This is a genomic window from Cyclobacterium xiamenense, from assembly GCF_009467825.1.
Classification (GTDB): domain Bacteria; phylum Bacteroidota; class Bacteroidia; order Cytophagales; family Cyclobacteriaceae; genus Cyclobacterium; species Cyclobacterium xiamenense.
Genome location: NZ_WIOK01000013.1, coordinates 21878 through 45092, shown reverse-complemented (window position 1 = coordinate 45092; position 23215 = coordinate 21878). Strand labels below are relative to the sequence as shown.

The 23215-nt window shown below is 52.7% G+C and carries 18 protein-coding genes and 1 riboswitch; of the genes, 8 read left to right on the top strand and 10 right to left on the bottom strand.

All coding sequences use genetic code 11. The features are described from left to right. The first annotated feature begins 44 nt into the window (after nt 1–44). Nucleotides 45–140: riboswitch (TPP riboswitch) on the top strand. A 77-nt stretch (nt 141–217) separates the two neighbouring features. From GCU44_RS11600 to GCU44_RS11580, 5 genes are all read left to right on the top strand, one after another. After that, nucleotides 218–943, top strand: a complete 726-nt coding sequence (locus tag GCU44_RS11600) for a class I SAM-dependent methyltransferase (RefSeq protein WP_394366491.1) — start codon at nt 218–220, stop codon at nt 941–943. Beyond that, entirely contained in the window at nt 944–1996 is a 1053-nt protein-coding gene (locus GCU44_RS11595) for an AIR synthase-related protein (protein ID WP_154856541.1), read from the top strand. It begins immediately after the preceding gene. Next, the gene (locus GCU44_RS11590) at nt 1993–2658 is read left to right on the top strand and encodes a thiamine phosphate synthase (RefSeq protein WP_154856540.1); all 666 of its coding nucleotides are present in this window, start codon (nt 1993–1995) and stop codon (nt 2656–2658) included. Before GCU44_RS11595 ends, GCU44_RS11590 begins: the two co-directional genes overlap by 4 nt. Continuing rightward, a complete protein-coding gene (locus GCU44_RS11585; protein WP_154856539.1) occupies nt 2639–2926 on the top strand; it encodes a Trm112 family protein in 288 nt (95 codons plus the stop codon). The genes GCU44_RS11590 and GCU44_RS11585 overlap by 20 nt, the downstream gene beginning before the upstream one ends. Nucleotides 2927–3248: 322 nt before the next feature. After that, nucleotides 3249–5216 carry a CASTOR/POLLUX-related putative ion channel gene (locus GCU44_RS11580; protein ID WP_154856538.1) on the top strand — a complete coding sequence of 656 codons (1968 nt, stop codon included), beginning with the start codon at nt 3249–3251 and terminating at the stop codon, nt 5214–5216. On the opposite strand, the gene GCU44_RS11575 is transcribed toward GCU44_RS11580, so the two are convergent. The 5 genes from GCU44_RS11575 to GCU44_RS11555 form a co-directional block, all read right to left on the bottom strand. After that, on the bottom strand, nt 5199–5438 hold the full coding sequence (locus GCU44_RS11575; protein ID WP_154856537.1) for a hypothetical protein: 240 nt from the start codon (nt 5436–5438) through the stop codon (nt 5199–5201). The genes GCU44_RS11580 and GCU44_RS11575 overlap by 18 nt on opposite strands. Nucleotides 5439–6020: 582 nt before the next feature. Next, the gene (locus GCU44_RS11570) at nt 6021–6737 is read right to left on the bottom strand and encodes an enoyl-CoA hydratase/isomerase family protein (protein ID WP_154856536.1); all 717 of its coding nucleotides are present in this window, start codon (nt 6735–6737) and stop codon (nt 6021–6023) included. Continuing rightward, a complete protein-coding gene (locus GCU44_RS11565; RefSeq protein WP_154856535.1) occupies nt 6734–8293 on the bottom strand; it encodes an acyl CoA:acetate/3-ketoacid CoA transferase in 1560 nt (519 codons plus the stop codon). The genes GCU44_RS11570 and GCU44_RS11565 overlap by 4 nt, the downstream gene beginning before the upstream one ends. 117 nt (nt 8294–8410) lie before the next feature. Beyond that, complete coding sequence (locus GCU44_RS11560; RefSeq protein WP_154856534.1) at nt 8411–9805, bottom strand: MATE family efflux transporter; 1395 nt, start codon at nt 9803–9805, stop codon at nt 8411–8413. Between the two features lie 33 nt (nt 9806–9838). Beyond that, complete coding sequence (locus tag GCU44_RS11555; RefSeq protein WP_317175336.1) at nt 9839–11908, bottom strand: heparinase II/III domain-containing protein; 2070 nt, start codon at nt 11906–11908, stop codon at nt 9839–9841. 136 nt (nt 11909–12044) lie between these two features. On the opposite strand from GCU44_RS11555, the gene GCU44_RS11550 reads away from it, so the two are divergent. Further along, nucleotides 12045–13100, top strand: coding sequence for a c-type cytochrome (locus GCU44_RS11550; RefSeq protein ID WP_206670832.1), 1056 nt, complete (start codon nt 12045–12047; stop codon nt 13098–13100). Further along, nucleotides 13097–14458 (top strand): hypothetical protein, encoded by a 1362-nt coding sequence (locus tag GCU44_RS11545; protein ID WP_154856533.1) that lies wholly within the window; start codon nt 13097–13099, stop codon nt 14456–14458. Before GCU44_RS11550 ends, GCU44_RS11545 begins: the two co-directional genes overlap by 4 nt. 232 nt (nt 14459–14690) lie before the next feature. Here GCU44_RS11545 and cysQ read toward each other — a convergent pair whose 3' ends face one another. From cysQ to GCU44_RS11520, 5 genes are all read right to left on the bottom strand, one after another. Next, nucleotides 14691–15449 carry a 3'(2'),5'-bisphosphate nucleotidase CysQ gene (cysQ, locus tag GCU44_RS11540; RefSeq protein ID WP_174238250.1) on the bottom strand — a complete coding sequence of 253 codons (759 nt, stop codon included), beginning with the start codon at nt 15447–15449 and terminating at the stop codon, nt 14691–14693. 86 nt (nt 15450–15535) lie between these two features. Next, nucleotides 15536–16795 (bottom strand): sulfate adenylyltransferase subunit CysN, encoded by a 1260-nt coding sequence (cysN, locus tag GCU44_RS11535; RefSeq protein ID WP_092175862.1) that lies wholly within the window; start codon nt 16793–16795, stop codon nt 15536–15538. A 308-nt stretch (nt 16796–17103) separates the two neighbouring features. Then, nucleotides 17104–18009, bottom strand: coding sequence for a sulfate adenylyltransferase subunit CysD (cysD, locus tag GCU44_RS11530; RefSeq protein WP_154856532.1), 906 nt, complete (start codon nt 18007–18009; stop codon nt 17104–17106). Nucleotides 18010–18011: 2 nt separating this feature from the next. Next, a complete protein-coding gene (cysC, locus tag GCU44_RS11525) occupies nt 18012–18605 on the bottom strand; it encodes an adenylyl-sulfate kinase (protein ID WP_092175856.1) in 594 nt (197 codons plus the stop codon). A 34-nt stretch (nt 18606–18639) separates the two neighbouring features. Further along, nucleotides 18640–20397: an SLC13 family permease gene (locus GCU44_RS11520; protein ID WP_154856531.1), complete on the bottom strand. Its 1758-nt coding sequence runs from the start codon at nt 20395–20397 to the stop codon at nt 18640–18642. A gap of 605 nt (nt 20398–21002) precedes the next feature. On the opposite strand from GCU44_RS11520, the gene GCU44_RS11515 reads away from it, so the two are divergent. After that, a complete protein-coding gene (locus GCU44_RS11515) occupies nt 21003–22121 on the top strand; it encodes a metallophosphoesterase (protein ID WP_241684918.1) in 1119 nt (372 codons plus the stop codon). The last annotated feature ends 1094 nt before the right edge of the window (nt 22122–23215 follow it).

The window sequence follows — 23215 nt, the reverse complement described above, 5'->3', positions numbered from 1 at the left end:
CCAACCAATTGGATGCACGAATAAATTTCCGTATGTTTGATCCAAATAAATGCACGGGGTGCTTGGCGGAGGCCAGGCTGAGATCAGACCCGAAACCTGATTTGGATAATGCCAACGTAGGGATGCAAGCCAACCAATTCACGATCTGTTAGTTGTCGCTCCATTCCTTTGGTCTTTCCAATCGAATGGAATTTTTATTTTCAGGCAAATGAAAGACATGGAAATCAACCCTTCAGGCACCACCGGCCTGCTACCTCAACACCAACAAAACTGGCAGAACCGGCCGGAATGGTTCTTCAACAGAAAACATACGGATACCTACGAGCTCTGGTACGAAGGCCGGTACAAACGGGCGGAAGTCTGGCAAAAAAAGGTGATGGAGCAACTGGTCTCCAAGGACAGCCGGATCCAAACCCTATTGGAATTTGGCTGTGGCACCACACGTTTTACCCGATGGTGGCAAGAAATTGGCATCGAAGCTTCTGGTGGAGATATTTCTCCGCTGATGTTATCTCAGGCGATTCATCTTTTTGAGGGCGATCTGGTCATGGCCGATTCCCACCACATGCCCTTTAAAGACCACACCTTTGATGCGCTGGCATTCATTACCACCTTTGAGTACTACAAGGATCCCGTTCGAGTCATTCGGGAAGCCGCGCGGGTGGCCCGGTATGGCATCGCCATGGGCATGATGAACCGCAATTCTCCCAAGGTACTGCGAAGACGGGTGCAACAACTCTTTGGTAAAAATCCTTTTTACGTGACAGCTACCTTCTACACGCCCGATCGATTGATCCAAATCATTCAGGAAGCGCTCAAGGGACGAGACTACACAATCGAATGGTCCTGCACCGGCCTACCGAAATGGTTTCCCGTGCAGCAATGGCGGTTGCCATACGGAGATTTTTTCGGCTTGTATGTCAAACTATTGGATGAACGCTAAATGAGTAAATCAGTTGGAAAAATAGACGAAGCTTTCCTCGAGAATTTTATCGCCAATCGCTGCGGACAAGATCGTCCGGAAGTAGTGGTAAAGCCGGGATTCGGACGAGACGTGTCGCTGGTGTCCCTGCCGGGAAAGCAGGTGCTGGCACTGACCAGTGACCCCCTTTCCCTTATCCCTGGACTGGGATTGGAGGAGTCTGCCTGGCTGTCGGTGCACCTGATGGCCAATGACATGGCAACCACCGGCTTTGCCCCCCAATACGGGCAGTTTGTGCTGAACCTCCCGGAGGGTTTTTCCAGGGAAGATTTTAATCGGTACTGGGAATACATCCATTCCTTTTGTCAGAAAATAGGGCTGGCCATTACCGGAGGACATACGGGATTTGTCGAAGGGCAGCATTCTACCATCGCTGGGGGAGGAACGTTTATCAGCATTCTACCGGAAGACCGGGCGCTCACCGCAAACAAAGCTCAGGCTGGCGATGTATTGCTGGTCAGCAAATCCGCCGCCATTTCCTCCGCAGCGATTCTGGCAATGAGCTTCCCTGAAACGACGCAAAACAATCTTGGAAAGGAAATCTATCGGCATGCCTGCGCTTCCTTTTACGACACCTCTTCCCTGCAAGATGCCTTGCTGGCGGTGGGGGAAAACGGCAATACTTCGGTTACGGCCATGCACGACGTGACCGAAGGCGGCTTGCTGGGTGGCATCTACGAGTTAACCAAAGCAGCCGGGTGCGGGGTATTGCTCGAAAAAGAGCAACTTCCCGTGGGACCGGTGCAGGCAGCGGTATGCGGGCTTTTTGAGCTGGACCCCTTGCGGAGCATCGGCGCCGGCTCCATGATCATCGCCTGCAAGGAGTCGGGCGCAGCGGCGGTTCAACGCCGGCTGGAAAGCGCAGGGATCCCCTGCACCCAGGTGGGCAAACTCACCACAGCCGGGGAAGGCGCCTACCTGCAAGATGGAGAAACCAAGGAGCCGCTGCGCTACCAGCAAACGGATCCGTACTGGGCCGCTTACCTAAACGCGTACAAACAGGGAAAGAAATGAAACCACTTCATCTATCAGCCGAAAAAGGAATCTATCTGGTAGTAGATCCCTCCTCAAAACCCGAAATAGAGCTGTTTCAAACATTGGAGCGGGTCTTTCGGCAGCCCTTGGTCGCCTTGCAAATCTGGGACAATTTTTTCGATGACCAACACAAACGGCGCTTTATAGAAAAGCTGTGTTCGCTGGCGGCTCCTTACCCCTTTCCGGTACTGATCAACAACGGCTGGGAATGGGTAGCGAGGACCAACCTGGACGGGGTGCATTTTGACGAAATTCCCGAAAACTTCGCAGAAATCTCAAGCCAACTACCCGAAAATGCCCTTCTGGGACTGACCTGCACCAACGATCTCTCCTCCATGCGCTGGGCGGAGAAAAACGGATTCGATTACATTTCCTTCTGCTCGGTGTTCCCCTCTCCCAGTGCAGGGGCCTGCGAGCTGGTTAGCGCGGAAACGCTTACCGTTGCATCAACGGAAAGCCAATTGCCCTTTTTTCTGGCCGGGGGAATACGAACCGATAACCTGCATCGCCTGGCAGGCATCCCCTACCGGGGCCTGGCACTGATTTCCGGAATCTTGGCGCAGCCCGACCCGGAAGCGGCCCTGACTGAATTTATTGATCTACTACAAACGAACCAACAAAATGAAACCAACGACAATTGAAAAACTATGTTGTCCCTTCGACCGGTCGGACCTGGAACTGACCCGAATTACCGAAGACCTGAATGGAAAAATTGAAGAAGGCTGGCTGCATTGCGGCCAATGCAAACGCATCTACCCGATCGTAAAAGGAATTCCCATCATGAACCCGGATGAATACCGGGAACCCAGCCTGGAACAACCCCTGCTCGACCGTTGGCAAAAGCAATTGAAAGGCCGGCAGGTGAAAGCATTTCGTTTACTCGATAGCGGGCAGACAGAAGATACGTGAATCCGAAACTCCCGGTAGCCTACCTCCGGAGAAAACAGCTGCTCCCCGGTCAATTTCTATTCAGTGGCAATCGAATCGTTCGAATTTATTGGAAAGAGACAAGCGGAATACTATCGGGCATTTTTTACCTAATCGGTTGGAGGCCTCTGGTGCCAACGGAGCTTTCTTCGGCAAGACACGGGTAGCACGGCGCTCGCTTCCCTGCCCTTTGATGGAGATTGGAAAATCGCAGGAATCAAAAATGACGGGACCGTTCGTTTAGTTAATCTGATGAAATGCCTATATTGGAGGGGATACAACCACCGCTTTCGTCTTTCCCTGTATGCGCTTTACAAAACTCCGTATTCGGCAAAAAATCCTATTTACCTTAGAAAGGCAATTGGTCAAAGGTGCACACTACCAACTATTGCTGGTGGCCGCACTTATCGGCATCCTATCCCTCGTTGGTGGACTGCTGGTCATGCCCTCCGGTCCGCCTACCTCCCGGTTGGGCGAGTCGGTATGGTGGGCCTTTTTGCGACTTTCCGACCCGGGCTATCTGGGCGATGACCAGGGAGGTTGGCGCAGGTTGATCTCCACCCTCATTACCGTCGCCGGCTACGTCGTTTTTTTGGGATCACTGGTGGCCATTATCACCACCTGGATGAACCGAAAAATTCGGGATCTGGAACAGGGGTTAACGCATGTGACGGCAAATAACCACTTGCTGATATTGGGCTGGTCCAACCGAACCATTCACATTGCTGCCGAAATCTTTCAATCGGTGGGCCGAATCAAACGATTTCTGCTGCGCTTTGGGACCAGTAAATTACAGGTAATCATTTTATCCGAAGAGGTGGGTCCCTTTCAAATGCAGGAACTCAAGGACCATCCCATGATTGGAAGCCGCGCCAGTGAAATTGTGTTGCGAACCGGATCGGCCATCGACCGGGAGCACCTGCGTCGGGTGGATAGTCTGAATGCCTCTGCCATCATTGTGCCCAGCCTGGCATACGGTAGGCGGGAACTGATCAATCCCGATATAGAAACCATTAAATGCCTGCTGTCCCTGAATGCAGAAGCCAGCCGATACCCCGGCCACAAGTTACCCTATGTCGTAGCCGAAATTCAAGACGAATTCAAAGTAGCGGCCGCCTATCGATCCTATAGCGGTCCCTTGGAGGTAGTGGGAAGCAATACCATTCTGAGCAGACTCATGGCTCAAAATATCCGCCATCCAGGTCTCTCGGAGGTGTACAACGAGATCCTGTCGCAAATCGTCAACAACAACCTGTTTTGTCAACAGTTTCCCGAACTGGTCGGCTTTACCATCGGAAGTCTGAAAAAAGCATTTACCAAGGCGGTCATTCTCGGTGTGGTACGTAACCCGAAGGGAGAGAGTACCCGGGTCCCCGATTTAAATTTGCCGGAAAACCACCTCCTGGCATCCGAGGAGCGCCTGGTAGTTTTGGCAAAGAGTTCCGCCGATCTGGTCTGGAATTCGGACCTGCTGTCCAGGGAACCGATTGACTCGCTGACCCAGACCCCACTCCCTGTGGAAGAGCCCGCTGAAACCATTCGGGTATTGATCCTGGGCTGGAACGAACACGTACCTTCCCTGATCAAAGAGCTCTGTTCCTACGAAGAGGAAAGCTATTTCGTACGACTGGTGGCTCTGAGGCCCCTGAACGAACGGGAGAAAGAACTTCAATTCCTCAACGAGCCCCAAAAACGCGTAACGCTGGAACACGTGATAGCCGATTACATTCGGGAATCCGAGATTCTACGAACGGAAGCGGGAAGTTTCGACCACATCGTCATGGTCAGTAGCGACCGCATGGAAGAAGAGGAGGAAGCAGACGCCCGGACCATGGTGGGCTATGTGCTGCTCGAAGAAGTGCTGGACAAGGCACCCAAACGGCCCTCCGTATTGTTGGAATTGGCCGACCCCAGCAACGAATCGCTGATCCGGCGGTTTCAGGCCGAGGTTATCATCAGCCCGATGGTATTGAGCCACCTGCTGGCGGGTATTGCCCTGCAACGAGATCTAAACAGCATTTACAACGAACTCTTTACAGTCGGAGGCGCAGAGATCATTTTTAGAGAGCCGGCGGCTTACGGAATCTCACCCGGAGAAATCTCTTTTCAGGAAATTGAGTCCCTGGCCGCCGTACATGGCGAGACGGTCCTTGGACTGGCGCTTGATCCCCTGCTGCATCGGACAAACTCTCTGCTGCTCAATCCAGAAAAAAAACAAAAACGTCCGCTCACCGAAAACGACCGCCTGGTGGTCTTAACCACCGTCTACTGAGGCATACTGCTTACTTGAATTTCCACAGCACAAGGTCCCATCCCAATTTCTGTCTACACAAACCTTCGGATCCTTTGTGTATCGAAATTCTTTATACAAACAGGCGATGGACAGGCCAGTGATCAGAGGTGCGGGGAATTGTTGCATGGGCAACACGAAGGACAACTCTCCCCTGCCCGTAGAATAATCTCCACCCTTGGTTATCTCATTCCAACGAAGCATGGATGGAATTACTTTCCAAAAGCCTCATTTACTACCCCTGCCGGTATTTCAAATTTTGGGAAAACTGATCTATCTGAGGACTCATCGAAACGTTCTGGAAAAGCCGGCTTTCCGATCAATAGTCGTCTTTTTTCTTACCAATGAAACATTTTGTACCCCATATTGATACAAATGACTACCCCTATTTCCATTCTTTGTCGATACTTTTGTCATTCCAACGTGATACACGTAATGGCATTATTACTTATCAAATCCTATGTACCTAACCTCACTACCGGTCTGCTGAATGTCCGGTAGTTTTCTTTTACCCCTCCCCGACTAGTCCAAAGGCTTGCAGATATGACTACATTCGTAGATGCTGACCGTTCTTCCTGCCTTCCCGCTTACGGGAAACCCTGACTAGCCCAGCTCGTACGGTTCACCCGAGATATTTCGAATTTCTAAGAGGTCGAAAGTACCTGAACCTCGCTTACGAAGGCTTACTGGTTTTCTACCAACAAACCGGTAATTCAAAAGCCTCGTTGTTTGCTTTATAGAAACGGAGGGCTGTATAAAAAATGCCACAGCCAGGGAAAACCTTTTTCAGCTCGCCCGTAGGCGAAGGGTACTTTGTACGTCTTTTTCTATGGCCGAAGCATCCGTTTGACTCTTATTGGAAAATGCCTCCTTGGCCATTTTGAATGCCTCCGGATCCGCCCGGGCGAGTTTTTCCAGCCAGGCGTCGCATTCGGCTTCCCAATCTGCGCTCCCAAACACCCGGTGTACCAGGCCAAGTCGCAAGGCCTCCGCCGCACCCAGGTTATCCGATAAAAACACCAGCTCCCGTGCCGCAGGATCACCTACCATCTGCTGCAACCGGTGCATGCCTCCCCAACCCGGCAGCCAGCCGTGCCGCAGCTCCGGGCAGCCCAACAATGCCGTGTCGCTGGCCAGACGAAAGTCGCAAGCCAGCGCCAGTTCCAGCCCCCCACCCAAAACGTATCCTTGCAACAAAGCGACCGTTGGCTTGGGAAATCGGGCCAGGTAATTGAATACCGCGTGCCCTTTCCGAATCCAGTCTGCTATGCCTTGATCGTCCAATGCCTTAAATTCTCCCAGGTTGGCTCCCGTGGAAAAAGCCTTCTCCCCTTTGCCCTGAAACGCCACGGTCCGGATTTCCGAATCCGTTTCCGCTTCCATCAGTAGCTGCTCCACGGCTTCCAGTTCCAACATACCAAAACAGTTGTACTTTTCGGGACGATTGAGTACGATAAACAGGGTTGTTCCCTCGGTGTAGTGTTCAATATAGGCCTCACTCATTGCTTAAAATTGGCTAAGTAGGGTTTTGCCGCAGCAAAAACCCCGGCATCCATGGTTTTTAATTGACTGGAAATGCGGGGACGAAAATCCATCGAATCCAGTATATCCGTCTGCAGGTCGGCCCCCGGGGCGATTTCTATCAGTTCCAGGCCTCCGGCCGTCAGGGTAAAGAGTGCCCTTTCGGTCAGGTATAGGATTTCCTGGCCTTTCTCCAGGGCATAGCTGCCACTAAAGGTCACCTGTTCCACCCGGGAAACAAACTTTTTGAATGAGCCAGGATCCGTGATACGAATTCCCTGTTCTCCGGTTTCCACCACCGACCGGGCGGCAAAACCGCCGCAAAAAACGACTTTCTTGCTGTGCTGAGAGATGTCGATAAAGCCACCGCAACCGGTAAGCTTGCCCCCAAATTTGCTGGAATTCACGTTTCCGTACTGATCCACCTGGGCAAATCCCAAAAAAGCCAGGTCCAGTCCCCCTCCATGAAAAAAGTCAAATTGGTAGCCATCGTCGAGGATGGCATCCGGCTGATGCATGGCACCAAAATTTAAACCCGTGGTGGGAATGCCTCCCAGCGGGCCCTGCTCAATCAAAAAGGTCAACTGCCCAAATACACCGGCCTGCCTGGCCACAATGGGAACGCCGTCGGACATGCCGTAGCCCAAGTTCACAAAGGCCCCGGGAAACAACTCCAGGGCTGCCCTTCTGCTGATGATGCGCTTGATGCCGGAAAGCTGCAGCTGCTCTTCCGATGCAATGGCCCCCTCTTTGGAAATAAGCGAGGCATCGTAGGGGGTAAGGTAGGTCATGGGCTGCTCCGGTTCCACGACCACGTAATCGATCAGGGCTCCCGGCACTTTTACCTGGATGGCGGGGGTACATCGATCAGGCCGGAGGGCCTGCACCTGTGCAATTACAATGCCCCCGTTGACCCTGGCCGCCTGGGCTTCCGAGAGCATGGCAAAACTGGCCACCTCCCCTTCCATGGACAGGTTGCCGTGCTTGTCCAAGCTGGTTCCACGAATCAAGGCCACGTCCACCGGATGGGTTTTGAAAAAAAGATGGGGTTCTCCAAGGATATCCACCCGGCTGACCAGGTCTTCCACAGCCTTTTCGTTAACCTTCCCACCCTCCAGGTGGGGATCCACAAAGGTATGCAGACCGGTTTTGGTGAGCAGGCCCTTTTCTCCACCGGCAGTGGCTCGCATCAGGTGACTGAGCACCCCCTGCGGAAAATTGTAGGCTTCGATCTGATTGGCTTGGGTCAAGGCCACCATTTTGGGGGCATTTCCAAAAAATCCACCAATAACCCGCCGGGCCAACCCCGGCTGTGCCAGGTGGTTGAGTCCGAGTTGGTCCGAGTCCCCCAACCCGCAGGGATGCAATATAGTCAGTCCGGCGGGGCTTTGCTCCCGGGCATAGCGCTCCCCAATGGCCTTCAGCAACGCGTCGGGAATGGCATGTCCCGCTCCGCCTCCACCAATACAAAGCGTCTGTCCATTGTTGACGAGTGCCGCTGCCTCGCCGGCTGTGATCTGTTGGGGGTACCGATTCATTCGATTGATGCAAATGTTGGCGCCAAGTTAAGGCATCCTCGGGTTCAATTTCAAGGAAAATACTGGATTAATCCTTTTTTTCTTGACCATTTTCCCAAATCGGGCTGGGTACGGCCCTCAGGCCTTTGCAAATTTCCACCGCCCCTTTCGAAAAAACCAGAGGGCAATCAGGGCATGCAGGGAATGGCAAAAGGCGATCGTACTAAAAATCCCCAACGTTTCCAGGTCGAAAGTGACCGCCAGGACATAGGCCATGGGTATTTCCAGCAACCAAAACACCCCCACGTTGATGTAAGCGGGTGTGCGGGTGTCACCGGCCCCATTAAACGCCTGTACCATCACCATACCCACCGCATAAAAGATATAGCCCAAAACGGTTACTTTCAGCCCGGTGGCTGCGATTGTTCGCACTTCTTCCCCCTGTACAAATATGCCCGCCAGGCTATCGGCAAAAAGTAGGTAAATAAGGGTGACGGAGGCCAGAAAAATGAAATTGTACCGGGCCGTCAGGTAAGTAGAAAGTTCCGCCCGAAACGCCTTCCCGGCACCGAGATTTTGCCCCACCAATGTGGCTGCGGCAGCCGAAAGGCCCCATGCCGGCATCAGGCTAAATAGCAAAATGCGAAAGGCAATGGTATAGCCCGCCACGGCAGCGCTCCCAAATTCTGCCGCAATACGGGTGAGCACAATCCATGCGGCCGAGTCCACCAGAAACTGCCCCATACCGCCAATGGATATGCGAATAATTTTTTTCAGGGTAAGCCAGCGAACCTTCAGGTTTTGCCGACCGATTACCAGGCGGTGCTTGCCGTTGACCAGGTGGTAAACCTGATACAGCACGCCCACGCTTCTGCCGATGGTGGTAGCCCAGGCGGCTCCGACCAGTCCCAGCCCCTCGAAGGAGCCCACACCAAAAATCAGCAGCGGGTCCAGGAGAATATTCAGACCATTGGAAATCCAAAGTGCCCGCATGGCCAGGTGGGGAGCACCCGCACCCCGGAAGATCCCGTTGATTAAAAACAGCAGCATGATGGCCGTATTGCCGGCAAAAATGATCTCCGTATACGAGGTACCCTGTTCCAATACACCGGTTTCCGCTCCCATTAGGCCCAGGATTTCCCGGGAATACAGAAAACCTCCCAGGCCCAAAGCCAGCGAGGCTAACAGGCCAACCAGCAGCAATTGGAAGGCAACGGTACCCGCCCGTTGGTAGTTTTTTTCACCAAAGCGGCGGGCCACCATGGCCGTACCTGCCATGCTGATGCCCACACCCAGGGAATAAATGATGGTAAGAACAGCCTCGGTCAGGCCCACGGTGGCGACGGCATCTTCGCCTAGCCGGCCCACAAAAAAAATATCCACCACGGCAAAGAGGGATTCCATGATCATTTCCAGGATCATCGGAACCGCCAAAAGTACAATCCCCGTTTTGATCGGAATACGGGTATAGTCCTGCTCCTCTCCCCGAATGGACGCCCCAATCAATTTCCAAAGTGGCATTCGTTTTTTCATTGGAAAAATTCCTTCATAGGTACCGCCACCGGACTATTCCCGGTAGAGCTCAAACCTGGATTCTCCGCGTTCACCAGGCGTAGTATGGACAAAATTGATGCGGTAAATCCGGTCGCCCCATTTCTGCCCCACCCCTCTATCTTCCGGCTCGGTGAGGGCGATTTTTTCCACGGTCACCTCCATTTTGTCCGGATCGTAGGCAAGTACGAAGGGTTGGATTTCGCCGGACGCAAGCTGAAACGGAATGCGCACCTCTCCCGGGCGAACAACCTGCGCCGGAAACACGGTCATCAGGTGCTGGGTAATCGTGGACCCTTCCGCTAACTCGTAGCGATCGCTGATGCGAACCTTCTTTCCCCGATCCAAACGCAGCGTACGTTGCCAGGATTGGATACCTGCATCCTCCGGATAGGCACCAGCCAGGTCCATGCGAAGGGTACTGTGATTGTTTCCGGTCCGGTAGTCCAGCTCCTTAGCGCGGTACCGGCTTCCGGGCAACTGCGTCAGGCCGTTGACGGTGGGTAAATTGTGGTAATCGGAGCGGTTGTACCAAATGGTATAACGCTCACCGCTAAACGTTTTCCGCGTGTAAGTACCCCTTCCTACATCGATCAAGAGCGGGAGGCCGTCGTAGTAGACTACGTAATTTCCGATATCGTTGTGGTTGTGGCTCTCGTCGTTATGGCCTCCCTTGGCGGCAAAAAAGAACCCCTCTGTGCTTCCCTCCTGGTCCCTGGCCACCATCACCTGGGTATCCGGAAGCCAAACATCTTTTGGAAGCGGAAGCCCTGTTTCGGCCTGGCGAAACTCCTCCTGCATGAAAAGCTCGAAGAACTTCCTAAAATAATGAAACCGCGGCAATGAGGCCGCTTCTTTCTCCCGGTAATAGGCTCCAAACCGCATCATGTCCGGGTCGTTTATGGCCTTACCGTAGCGGTAAATCATGGAGGCAGCCATGCTGGGCTGGGGATCGGCATCGGCAAAATTGAGGAAATAGTCGGGGCTAATCTGAGCGCGGTAAATGAACTTCCCCATGTTTTTCACCTTTTCGTCGGCATATACGTACTGAAACGCCCCTTCCGTGGCCAGATCCAGCAGGGAAATCGTGTCAAAAAGGGAGGCTGCAGCCGCTCCCCAGTAGCTGGGCCCCTCGTCACAGCCTCCATCTGCCGGGTAGGGACCGAGAAATTCGTCCACTACCTGCATGGCTTTAAAGATCAATTTTGCCCGCTGATTTTCGTCTTCCTCCAGGAGGAGTGCGGCATTGATCCAGTTGGAGCAAATCCAGGGGTTCCAGTTATTGGGCGGACGGCCGTTTTCGTTGGCACGCATCCAGCCGTGGTGCTGATTCATCAGGGGCTCAAAGATCCGCTTGTTGGTTTCGTAGCGGATGCGCTTGCGAATTTGCGGCGAAATCTCATCAAACTTCTCCCCAAGAAAATAATCCGCCCAAGCCAGGTAGGTGGCGGTTTCGGCAGCAAATAAATCCACAAAGGGTTTGGACACGTCCATCAATCCCGAGTACTCCTCGGTCTTTGGCAAGTGGGCGGGTACTCCCCAAAAGGACTCCTCACAGATGGACCAGATGCCATTGACGATGGGATCGATAAAACGGCCTTTGTTTTCGGCAATCTCTGCCAAAATCATGCTACCAAGGATTCGCCGCTTTTCGAAGGTAACGGCCTGGTACTCGTCCCGGTCTCCCGTCCGATCGATCAGCAAGGATTTGGTGGCAGGTATATAGGGCCACTGGTAATCCAGGTTTTCTTCGGCATAGTCCAGGTATTGTTGCAAAAGGGCGCGATCGGCCTGTTCCCAGGCAGACCGGTCGTCCAGCCTGGGGAAGGGCTGCCATTCGGAAAGGGGAATCAGTAATTCGGATAGATCGTCTTCGGTGTAGGTTCCGCTGACCAGCCGTTGGGCCTTGGCATACAAGGTGATTCCCAGGGCCAGCAGGGTAATCCAATACGTTTTTGCAGAAATCTTCATCGGGGCTTTTTTTTGTTGGTCAATTGGGTTGTTGCCATACCGCCTATCGGAAGGCCTATTCCCGTTGCACCAGGTCCAGAAATTAGCAGCCACGACCAGGTGTCCGGCAGCCATTTTTGGTGTGTTTACGGGGTTTATTTTCTGGGAAAGATACGCATTTCTTTGGTATCGCTGTACCTATTATGTGATACAAATCACTTTTTTCGGGTACCGATAGGGCTAGCTTTGTACAGATAAAATTTACTGTAGTGTGAAAAAATCATCCCAAACCATATTGCCCTTGATCCGGGGACTTTTCGGCTTGTTGCTAGTCGTATTCTTGCTCACCTTGTTTGTTGCCGGCCTGGTCCTCAGTCAGTGGACCCAATCCGGCACTCCAGGCACTGCATCCATGCAACTCAGCCAACCAACAGCCCCTGCGGCACCGGATCCTTCCTTGATTTCAGCGGAAGGAATTTGGCAGGCACCTGACTGGAGCAGGGTGGCCGAAGCCCCCAATGCAGCCCAAATCGAATACGGCAGGGAGTTGGTGGCGCATACGGCCGAGTACCTGGGACCGGAGGGGAAGGTGCTGCGCATTTCCAACGGCATGAATTGCCAAAACTGCCATTTGGAGGCGGGCACGGCTCCGTTGGGAAATAATTTTGGTGCGGTAGCGGCCACCTATCCCAAGGTGCGAAACCGCTCGGGACGCTCCGAAGACATCCCCAAGCGGATCAATGATTGTTTTGAACGGAGTCTAAACGGGCGCGGATTGGAAACGGATAGCAAAGAAATGCAGGCCATGGTGGCTTATATGGAATGGTTGGGACAAGACGTACCTAAAGGGCAAAAGCTTCCCGGAGTAGGTATCTACGAGGTCCCCCTGCTGGACCGGGCCGCTGATCCGGTGAAGGGAAAGACGGTATACGATCGCCAATGTGTGAGTTGCCACGGGGCAGATGGCCTGGGCATGAAAACCCCTTCTGGAACGGCCTACCTGTACCCACCCCTCTGGGGACCTGCCAGCTACAATCAGGGCGCCGGCTTGTTTCGATTGTCTCGCTTTGCCGGGTACGTAAAAGCCAATATGCCGCTGGGTGCCACCTACAAACGCCCCTTGCTCAGCGACGAAGAGGCCTGGGATCTGGCCGCTTACGTGAATTCCATGGAACGCCCCGCCAAAGACCTTTCCGGAGATTGGCCGGATATCTCCAAAAAACCAATGGACCATCCGTTTGGTCCGTATTCAGACCCTTTTTCCGAAGAACAGCACAAGTACGGCCCCTTTCAACCCATTTTGGCGGCAAAAAATGAAACCAAATGAAGAAAATCTGTTTTTCGCTGGTAGCGCTGCTGTGGTGGCTACCCGGCTTCGGTCAGGAAGATTCCACGCGCTGGAAACCGGAGCTGGGCGTCAGTCTGCGGTCCTATTTTATGAGTACTTCCTATTGGGAGGATTTTAAGGACGATTACGCCTGGGGGCAGATGGCACGGGTATCCCTGGGGAGCCGCCTTCCTCTGGGCTTTCAGCTAAAGGCCGATTACCTGGGATTTTTTCGGCTGGCCAGTTCCGATCTGACCCAACTGGATCCCCGCGTCCCCAATCTAAACCGATACGAGGTAGGTTTATTTGACGTAAATCACCTGGACCGGGCTGTTTTTGGGAAAATCGGTAATTTGTACCTGGATTACCGGCATGCCCGATTTCAGGCCCGATTGGGCCGAATGGAGATCAACACCCCCTTTATCAACGCACAGGATGGGCGCTTAAGCCCCACCTTTGTGGAAGGTTTTCGCTGGGAGTTGCAGGCGCATCCGAAATTGGCGGTAAGGCATCAGCTAATTTGGGGCATTTCTCCCCGGTCCACCGGACACTGGTTTGGTTTGGGCGAAAGCATCGGTATGTACCCCGTGGCCCGGGACGAATTTGGGCAGCCCTCTGCTTATTTTGGCAATACGCAGGCGGACCTTGCCCAGGTGCTGGAGCTGGACCTACAGCTACAACCGGGATCCTCCCTGCTACTAAACCATACCCTGGTGCAAAACATTTACAGTACCTACCTGGCACAGTGGGACCAAACCTGGGAATTGCCCCTTCCACAGGTGCAGGGAATCACGGGACTGCAAGCCACCGTACAGCACGGCATTGGGGAGGGAGGAAACGAGGAAATAGCCCTCCGTTACAAAAATCCGGAGGATGCCAATTGGATACTAAGCGGAAGGATCGGACTCAAATCCAAAAAAACACAATGGCACCTCAACTACACCAAAATGCAGGGTAATGGGCGGTATTTGAGCCCCAGGGAATGGGGAAAAGATCCGTTTTACACGTTTATTCCGCGGGAACGAAACGAAGGAATGGAACAGGTAGATGCCGTTAGTACCTATTTTCAACAGGCTTTTCCGGAAAAATCCCTGCAACTATACAGCTACCTGGGCCTGTATTTCCTACCCGACCCGGCGGATGCAAAACGAAACAAATACGCTGTGCCTTCCTACGGGCAGGCAAACCTGGGGCTGCGGTATGCCCCAAAAACCTGGATAAAAGGGCTCAACCTGCATTTAATTTTGATGAGCAAGGTAGCATTGGATCAGGAAGACCTTCGACCTGCCTGGGTATACAACAAAGTCAACCTGTTTCATACCAACCTGATTCTTAATTACACGCTGCCGGGAAATTGATCTTCCGGGAAATCGTTTAGCCGGACGGATACGGGCAGCAAACGTAGCTGCGCAGCCTCTGGGGTAAGCAGCGTCCCCTTTGGGAAATAAAAAAACCGTTGAATCCACCACAGGTCTCAACGGTTTTTTTTCGGGTATTCTACCTAATTCTTTCTCCTCTTACAGCAGGCAGGCATTGCCTCCCTACAAAAAATTCCGATCAACCAGCATTAAGACCGGTGTGCAGGTCTACTTAGCTGGAGCAGATAAACCAGGGATTGAGCAGGTTTTCTTTGTTGTACAAAAGGGGGCTCTCTTCGTCCGTTTTTTTGACGGTATAGCCAAGCGGCAGCAATACGCCGTGCGCCGCCGCCGTGTCCCATTCCATGGTCGGAGCAAAGCGGGGATAGAGTTGGGCTTTTCCTTCGGCCAGAAGCATAAATTTAAGGGAAGAGCCCATGCTGATCACTTCGGCGTCGGGATACCGGTCGATTACCTCCTGGGTTTCCGGACTCAGGTGAGAGCGGCTGGCCACGATGGAGCGCACCGTTTGGTCCGCCGGTGCTTGCAAAGACCGCGCCTCAGCCTGCCCCTCCTGCTTCCAGGAACCTTCCTGGGCATTGCCCCAGTACATCCAATCCAACACGGGCGCATAGACCACGCCCAATACAGGCGTATCCCGATGAATTAAGGCGATATTGACGGTAAACTCCCCGTTTTTCTTGATAAACTCTTTGGTGCCATCCAAGGGGTCCACCATCCAAAAATAGGTCCAGTTTTTTCGCTCGGTATAGGGAATATCCCTACCTTCCTCCGAAAGAACCGGATAGGGGGTTTCCTTGAGGTGTTGCATGATTACCTCGTGAGCAGCCTTATCGGCGCGGGTCAGGGGAGAATCGTCGCTTTTCATTTCCACCCCAAAATCCGCCGAATGGTATATCTTCAGGATTTCCGCTCCTGCCTCCCTCGAAGCTTCGACGGCAAGTTGCGTTAATTTTGTAAGGTCGATCATCTGTTTCTGTTCAAAAATTTTTGCTGAATGGGCACTGTTTTCAGGTGCCGGCTACGCTCTCATAAGCCCGGCGCGTACCCTTCGTCTTAAATCACCATTCCAGCAGCGACGGTTTCGTTGGTATTGGGATCGATCAGGATGATGGAGCCGGTTTGTCGGTTGCGGCGGTAAGGGTCAAAAAACAAGGGTTGGGCCGTACGAATACTGATTCTGGCAATGTCGTTCATTCCAATTTCGCCTACCCCTTCTTCCCGGTGCAGGGTGTTTACGTTTACCCGGTACAGGATCTGTTTCACCATCACCTGGCACTCTTTGGTGGTATGTCGCAGCAGCAATTTGCTCCTCCCTGCCAGCTTTTGCTGGCTCATCCAGCATATCATCACATCCAGGTCCTGCCCGACGGTGGGTACGTTATTGGGCCGCACCAGCATGTCGCCCCGGCTGATGTCCAATTCGTCCTCCAACGTCATGGTGACGGACATGGGCGAAAAGGCCTCGGCGATGGGTTGTCCATTCAGCTCGATGGTTTTTATTTTGGAGGTAAATCCGGATGGCAATACCTTCACTTCGTCGCCGGGTTTAAAGATTCCGCCTTCAATCCGTCCGGCATATCCACGAAAGTCCCGGTGCTCGTGTGTATGGGGTCGAATGACCATCTGTACCGGGAAACGGCAGTCGATGTGATTCAGGTCGGAAGCGATGTGTACGTTTTCCAGCAGGTAAAGCAGGGTAGGCCCTTCGTACCAGTCCATGTTTTTGGAACGATCCACCACATTGTCTCCCTTTAATGCGGAGATGGGTACGAAGTGTACGTCCTTGATTTCCATTTTGCTCGCAAAGGCCTTGTAATCCTTGATAATGGTTTCAAACACGGTTTCATCGTAATCCACCAGATCCATTTTGTTTACGCAAACGATGACATGGGGAATCTTCAACAAGGATGCGATAAAGGAATGGCGATACGTTTGCTCGAGCAGGCCTTTTCTGGCGTCGATCAGGATAATGGCCAGGTTGGCCGTAGAAGCGCCGGTGACCATGTTGCGCGTATACTGTATGTGTCCCGGTGTATCGGCGATGATGAATTTCCGCTTGGGCGTGGCAAAATACCGGTAGGCCACGTCAATGGTGATGCCCTGCTCCCGCTCCGATTTCAGCCCATCGGTGAGTAGGGAAAGATCCACGTAGTCAAAGCCTTTCTTCTCACTGGAAGTTTTAACGGCCGCAATCTGGTCTTCAAAAATGGACTTGGAATCAAATAAAAGCCTTCCGATCAGGGTACTTTTCCCATCGTCCACCGATCCGGCAGTGGTAAATCGTAAGAGTTGATTGGTTTCTTGTATGTTCATGCGCGTTGAGTTAGTTCCGCGATCCGCATCGGAACCGATGCGATGTTCGTGGTTGTACGTATCTGGTTGGTATCACTTTCTACAGGTAGCTGAGGCATCCGCTGTTTGTATTTCCGTTTGTTTGTATGCGCGGAAGGATTGTAAGTACTTCTGCGGCCTTTCGGCGACTCCTGCCCGAATGAAGCAACGTCTGGTGTCAGTAGGCCATTTTCTCCAAATCGGGAAAAAGGTTTTCGAACCGCTCCTTTTTTTGAACGTCTAAATCCTTTTCTGCGAAGGGGGCGCTTCTTCCCTGGCTCGACGAAATGCTAAAAGTAGCCGCTTTTCTTGCGGTCTTCCATGGCCGTTTCCCCCCTCTTATCGTCGGCCCGGGTACCGCGTTCGGTGGTTCGGGTGGTGGCGACTTCCGCGATGATTTTTTCCAGGGTATCGGCCCCGGATTCCACCGCTCCCGTAATGGGCATGTCGCCGCAGGTACGGTAGCGAACGGTCATGGTACGTATTTCCTCTTCGGGTTTCAGTTGGATAAATTCCGATCGGGCCAGGATCACCCCGTCTCGGACCACACAGTCCCGTTGGTGGGAAAAGTACAGGGAGGGCAGGTCGATGTTTTGGTACTGTATGTACTGCCAGACGTCCATTTCGGTCCAGTTAGAAATTGGGAACACCCGAAAATGCTCGCCCATGTGTTTTTTGCCATTGAATAGGTTCCACAGCTCGGGCCGTTGATTTTTGGGATCCCACTGCCCAAACTCATCCCGGTGGGAGAAAAACCGTTCCTTCGCCCGGGCTTTTTCCTCGTCTCTTCTGGCCCCACCCATGGCGGCATCGATCTTGTACTCTTCCAGCGTATCCAGCAGGGTTACCGTTTGCAAGGCATTTCTGCTGGCGTTGGCACCGGTTTCTTCCCGTACCTTGCCGTCGTCGATACTTTTTTGCACGGATCCTACGATCAGCTGTACCCCCAATTTTTCTACCAGTTCATCCCGAAATGCAATGGTTTCGGGAAAATTGTGCCCGGTATCGATATGGATCAGGGGAAAAGGGATTCTGGAAGGATAAAACGCTTTTCGGGAAAGATGCGCCAGCACGATGCTGTCCTTACCGCCGGAAAACAAAAGGGCCGGTTTTTCAAATTGGGAGACCACCTCCCGGATAACAAAAATTGCCTCCGCTTCCAGTTCTTCCAGGTGGGATAAATAGTAATGTGCCATAATCAACGTTTGAGTTTTTTATCTAATGCTTCTACCAGTTGGTGTACCGCCAAATCCAGGGGGACTTCGGCGGTTTTAATGACTCTAAAGGGGGATTCCGGTGTTTCGTAGGGCGAATCAATGCCTGTAAAATCCTTGATCAGCCCTTTGCGGGCTTTTTGATACAATCCTTTCACGTCCCGTTCCTCGCAGATTTTAAGGGGGCAATCCACGTGGATTTCCAAAAACCGGCCGGATCCGACCAGTTCACGGATCATTTCCCGATCGGAGCGAAAGGGAGAAATAAAGGCCGAAAGCACGATCAACCCGGCGTCCATCATCAAGTGGGCCACCTCGGCGATCCTGCGGATATTTTCCACCCGGTCTTCCTTGCTGAAGTTCAGGTCCCGGTTTAGACCGGTACGTACATTGTCACCATCCAGCAGGTAGGTGTGGTACCCCTGTCCATGCAGTGCCTGCTCGGTCGCATTGGCCAGGGTGGACTTGCCGGAACCGGACAATCCGGTGAACCAGATCAGCGCCGGATTTTGCCCCAACGCCTGTTGGCGGAGCTCCTGGGTAATCTTAAATTTCGACGGATGAATGTTTTCCTGCATGGACTTTCGCTTGTTGGAAGCGCTTTTGAATCGGTTACAAATAATACCATTGAATAAATACCATCACCACGGTACCGTAGATCAGGGTCAGGGGAAACCCAATGGCAAAATAATCCCTGAACTTGTAATTTCCCGGCCCCATGACCATCAAATTGGTTTGATACCCAATCGGCGTCATAAAGTCTCCGGAAGCCGCAAAAGCGATGGCCACAAAGAAAGGCGTTAAGGGCTGCCCCAATTGCTGCCCCAGCTCCATGGCAATGGGGAACATGATGGACACGGCCGCCGCATTGGTAATCAGACTGGTCAAAACCAGGGTCACCACAAAGAGCAAGGTCAAGGCCCAAACCGGTGCCGCCCCCTGCGTCAGAAAGAGCAATCCCGATGCCAGCATGGTGGCCGCGCCGGAATTGTTCAAGGCCACTCCCAGGGAAAGGGAACATACCAGTATTAGCAGCAAGTCCAGGTCCACGGCTTTCCGTAAAGTCTGCAAATTTAATACTTTAAATAGATACAGGGTAAGAATTCCGGCAAAAGCTGCCATAAAAAGATCCACCCAGCCGACAATTCCCGTAAACAATAAAGTCAATGCAAGTAGGGAAGGCAACCGCCGAAACCGTCCGTTTTCGGCGTTGATTTCCCCGCGAAGGGTAATGACAATCAGGTCTTTGAGGTAATCGTTGCGGTTATGGTCCTTGCCGGTTAGCATCAGAAACAGATCTCCGGCCTGCACTTTGGTTTCCCCGATATTTCCCTTTAGTTGCGTTCCGTTCCGGTGTATGGAGATAATCGAGGCCTGGTACCGATTCCGAAAATCACTGTCCTTTATCTTTTCTCCGATCAGCGAGGAACTGGCAGGCACCACGGCTTCGGTAAGTTGAAAAAATCCGTAGTTGGACACGTGCCCCTCCTCCGGAAGGCTCAAACCGTTTTCTTCCTGAATCAGCTGCAGAATGGCATCCGTATTGCCAGTAAAAAAAAGCTTGTCTCCCTCCTGCAGCAGCTCGTTGGGGCCAACGGGAGAAATCTCCTGATTGCCCCGCTTGATCTCGGCCAGAAAGATTTCCCGCAACTTGCGTAGGCCCGCCTCTTTAACCGTTTTTCCGTGCATTTTTGAACCCAGGGGAAGATGGGTTTCTACCAGGTACTCGTTCAGGTGGTCGATGATTTCGCTTTTGTTTTCCTCTCGATCCGGAAGCAAGCGGTTGGAAGCAATGCTGAGGTAAAGTATTCCCGAGAACGCTACCAGCAATCCCAGGTACAAAAAATCCTCGAAACCCAGCAGCGGCAGCCCGTACTGACTAATCAGTCCATTCAATACCAGGTTGGTGGAAGTACCCACCACGGTGATCATTCCGCCCAGGATCGTGGAAAAGGAGAGCGGAATCAGGAATTTCGAAGCGGGAACCTGATTGGTCTTGGTCCATTCCTTTACATACGGAATCATAAATGCCACGACGGGGGTGTTGTTCAGTACCGCCGACAAACTTCCCACGAGCAACATCATGCGCGCCCGGAATATCCCCGGCCGGAGTTTCTGACTGAAAATCCGGAAAAAGAACCCCGTGCCGATATTCTGCTGTATGCCTGCCGTGAGTCCGATCAGGAGGAATATGACCACGATCTGTTTGTTGGCCAGACCCATCAAAAATTCCTCCGGCTGAATGATCTGCAGAAGCAACAATAAAAAAACCGCCCCCAAAAATGCAAAGGACGGTCGCAGCAGGTCCCGGTAAAGTACCAGTACCAATCCCGCTACTATATACAAGGTAATCAGGCTGGGGCTAAACATAACCAGGGTTAAGGACGAAACACAGCTTCGCCCGGTGAGTCCCGAAAAAGACCGAATTTATTCGCCAATCCGGAGCCGGGGGCAAAAAGCGGGCTCCTGAACAATCCATTCTCCGGACGAAGCCAACTTGTTGCGTTTACCCGGGGATTTTTACCGATTGGGTTGCCGGTATCCTGCAGGGTGAAGAACGATCTGCAAGTCACGGCTTTTCAAACGCTCAAAAGTAGTCGGGCAGGCATTTATTTCAAAATTTTCGAGCCAATTATACCGGGGCCTGCCAGCCCCTTCCAGCGATAATCCCAAACAGATTTGAAGGGGTTAATTTTTTAAATACCTAATTTCGTATTTTATAGTAAATTAACTGTTGTTAGAAAAATTTTTTGCAATCCGATCCATTTTCAGCAACACTCATTTTTTTTCCTGCTTTCCCTATGGGTTAGGTCGAGAATATGCGGAATTTGGCTTTTTATTTAGCAAAATCAACTCCTTCGATTTACATTCGTACCTGCTGCAATAGCCTCCGTGGTTACCAACCGCAGCCCGGGTGGCGCAGTGCTTCCCGGAGCCTTGCAGCAACGCTTTCGATCCTGACAACTACTCAAGAGATGTGTGAACAAAAACCACCTGCCCACCTCGTGGAGGAGGCCCAAACGTACTGGCCATTTTCTCCTGCTTCCCCCAACCGGATTTCCAGGAGCCCGCTTTCGAAGTCCACCACCCTGCCGGCCTCCATCGGCCAACAGTTCCCGAGAGGTGTAGCCGGTTTTTCGCAGACAACCCGGTATCGCCAGGGGGCCCTGGTCCTGCTCCTTATTGGTTGCCTCCTTGCTGCCTGCGCGCCTGAGGAGCAAAAAATAGTGCGATTTATGGCGATGGGAGACGTTCCCTACCACCTTCCCGAAGATTTCGTGCGGTTTGAGCGGATGATTGGAGCCATCAATGCGGCGGCACCGGATTTTTCCCTGCACGTGGGTGATATCAAATCCGGCGGAACGCCCTGTTCGGATGCCTATTTTGAAACCATCAAAAACTATTTCGATGCATTTGAGCAGCCGCTGATTTACACGCCGGGAGACAACGAATGGACGGATTGCCACCGGGAGGCCTGCGGTGGTTACGAGCCGGAGGAACGCCTGGACAAACTCCGGCAGCTTTTTTTTGCCGGGGAGCAAAGTCAGGGCAAACAGCCCATGCCGCTGCAGCGGCAAAACAGCTGGGAGGGGTTTGAGAAATTTCCCGAAAATGCACGCTGGCAACAGGGAGGAGTGACCTTTGGTACCTTGCATGTAATTGGCTCCAATAATAATTTTAAATTGGATTCAGGTGCGCTAAACGATGAATTCTACGAGCGGGAACTGGCCAATAACTTTTGGCTGGAGCAACTATTTGCGCAGGCAAGGGAAGCACAAAGTAAGGGTCTGGTCCTGGTGCTACACGCCGGTCTGAATTACCAAACCCGGGACGAGCGCAACGGGCATGCGAGCTTTGTAACCATCCTCCGCAAGGAAGTACTGGATTTTGGGAAGCCGGTCTTGCTGCTCTACGGGGACCGGCACCGATTTATGGTGGACCAGCCGCTTCGGGACAGCAGTGGCCGCACGATGACGAATTTTACGGCCGTACAGGTATTTGGCGATCGGGACATGCACGCGGTACAGGTAGAAATCGACCCGGATAACCCCAACTTATTCTCCATCGATCCTTTTTACGTGGCTGGCAATTAGTCCATATCCGCGCGCTTCCCAGACAGGCGCGAGGAAGTACGGGAGCGAAGGAGGGCTGGAACGAAGGAAGGCCCTTGGGGTTTATCGGTCTAAACCCAATCGCAGACGAAAGCCTGGTGCTCGAATAACACCAAGCGCTGAAAGCGCGAAACACCACAGCACAGGGTGGAGCCCTGTGCTAGTAAAAAGGGTATACCCGGACCTTTGGCGTTTATTGAGCGAATCCCGAATGTGTATGAAAAAAAGTTGCACAAAATAAACCTTCGAGGTCTGGAAGACCTCAAAGCTGATGACCTTTTGGGCGTGCAGGTCTTAGCGGAACGTGCGTGAAAGAAACGTGCACAAAATATGCCCATATAGGGTTCAACACGTCTTGTTCTGCCGCTTTTTTGAACCATTTAAGGCATATAAGAGATCCCGAACCCGCTCCAATACCGTTCCCAATTTTTTAACCCCGCCTGGCAGATCGGTTATGCCATTTCGTTCGTACCCCCCTTCTACGCCCTTAGATGGTTCCGATTTTTGTAACCATACAAGGCGATGACCATTTCCAGCGCTGAAGGCGCCAAACACCAAAGCACAGGGTGTAGCCCTATGATAGATCGTCTCGATCCCAGCATCCCAAGCCCTGCAGGGGCGAAATATACCCGTCAATCCACCGCATCTGGAAAAAGTCTTCCGATTTACAAACGCCTACGTACAGCTACAGACTGCCTCAGGCGCTGGAACGTATACTAATATCCGAATGCCTCAAGTTGACTTACGCGTTGGCTGAGCCTGCCGAAGCCCACGCTTACGAACACGTCCCCCGTGGGCTGAGCCTGTCGAAGTCCGCGCTTACGAACACGTCCCCCGTGTGCTGAGCCTGCCGAAGTCCACGCTTACGAACACGTCCCCGTGGCCGCCTCCGCCTTCGACAAGCTCAGGCATCGGCCAGGACGGATACTTACGCGTGGACTGAGCTTGTCGAAGTCCACGCTTACGAACACATCCCCGTGGGCTGAGCCTGTCGAAGTCCGCGCTTACGAACACGTCCCCCGTGTGCTGAGCCTGCCGAAGTCCACGCTTACGAACACGTCCCCGTGGCCGCCTCC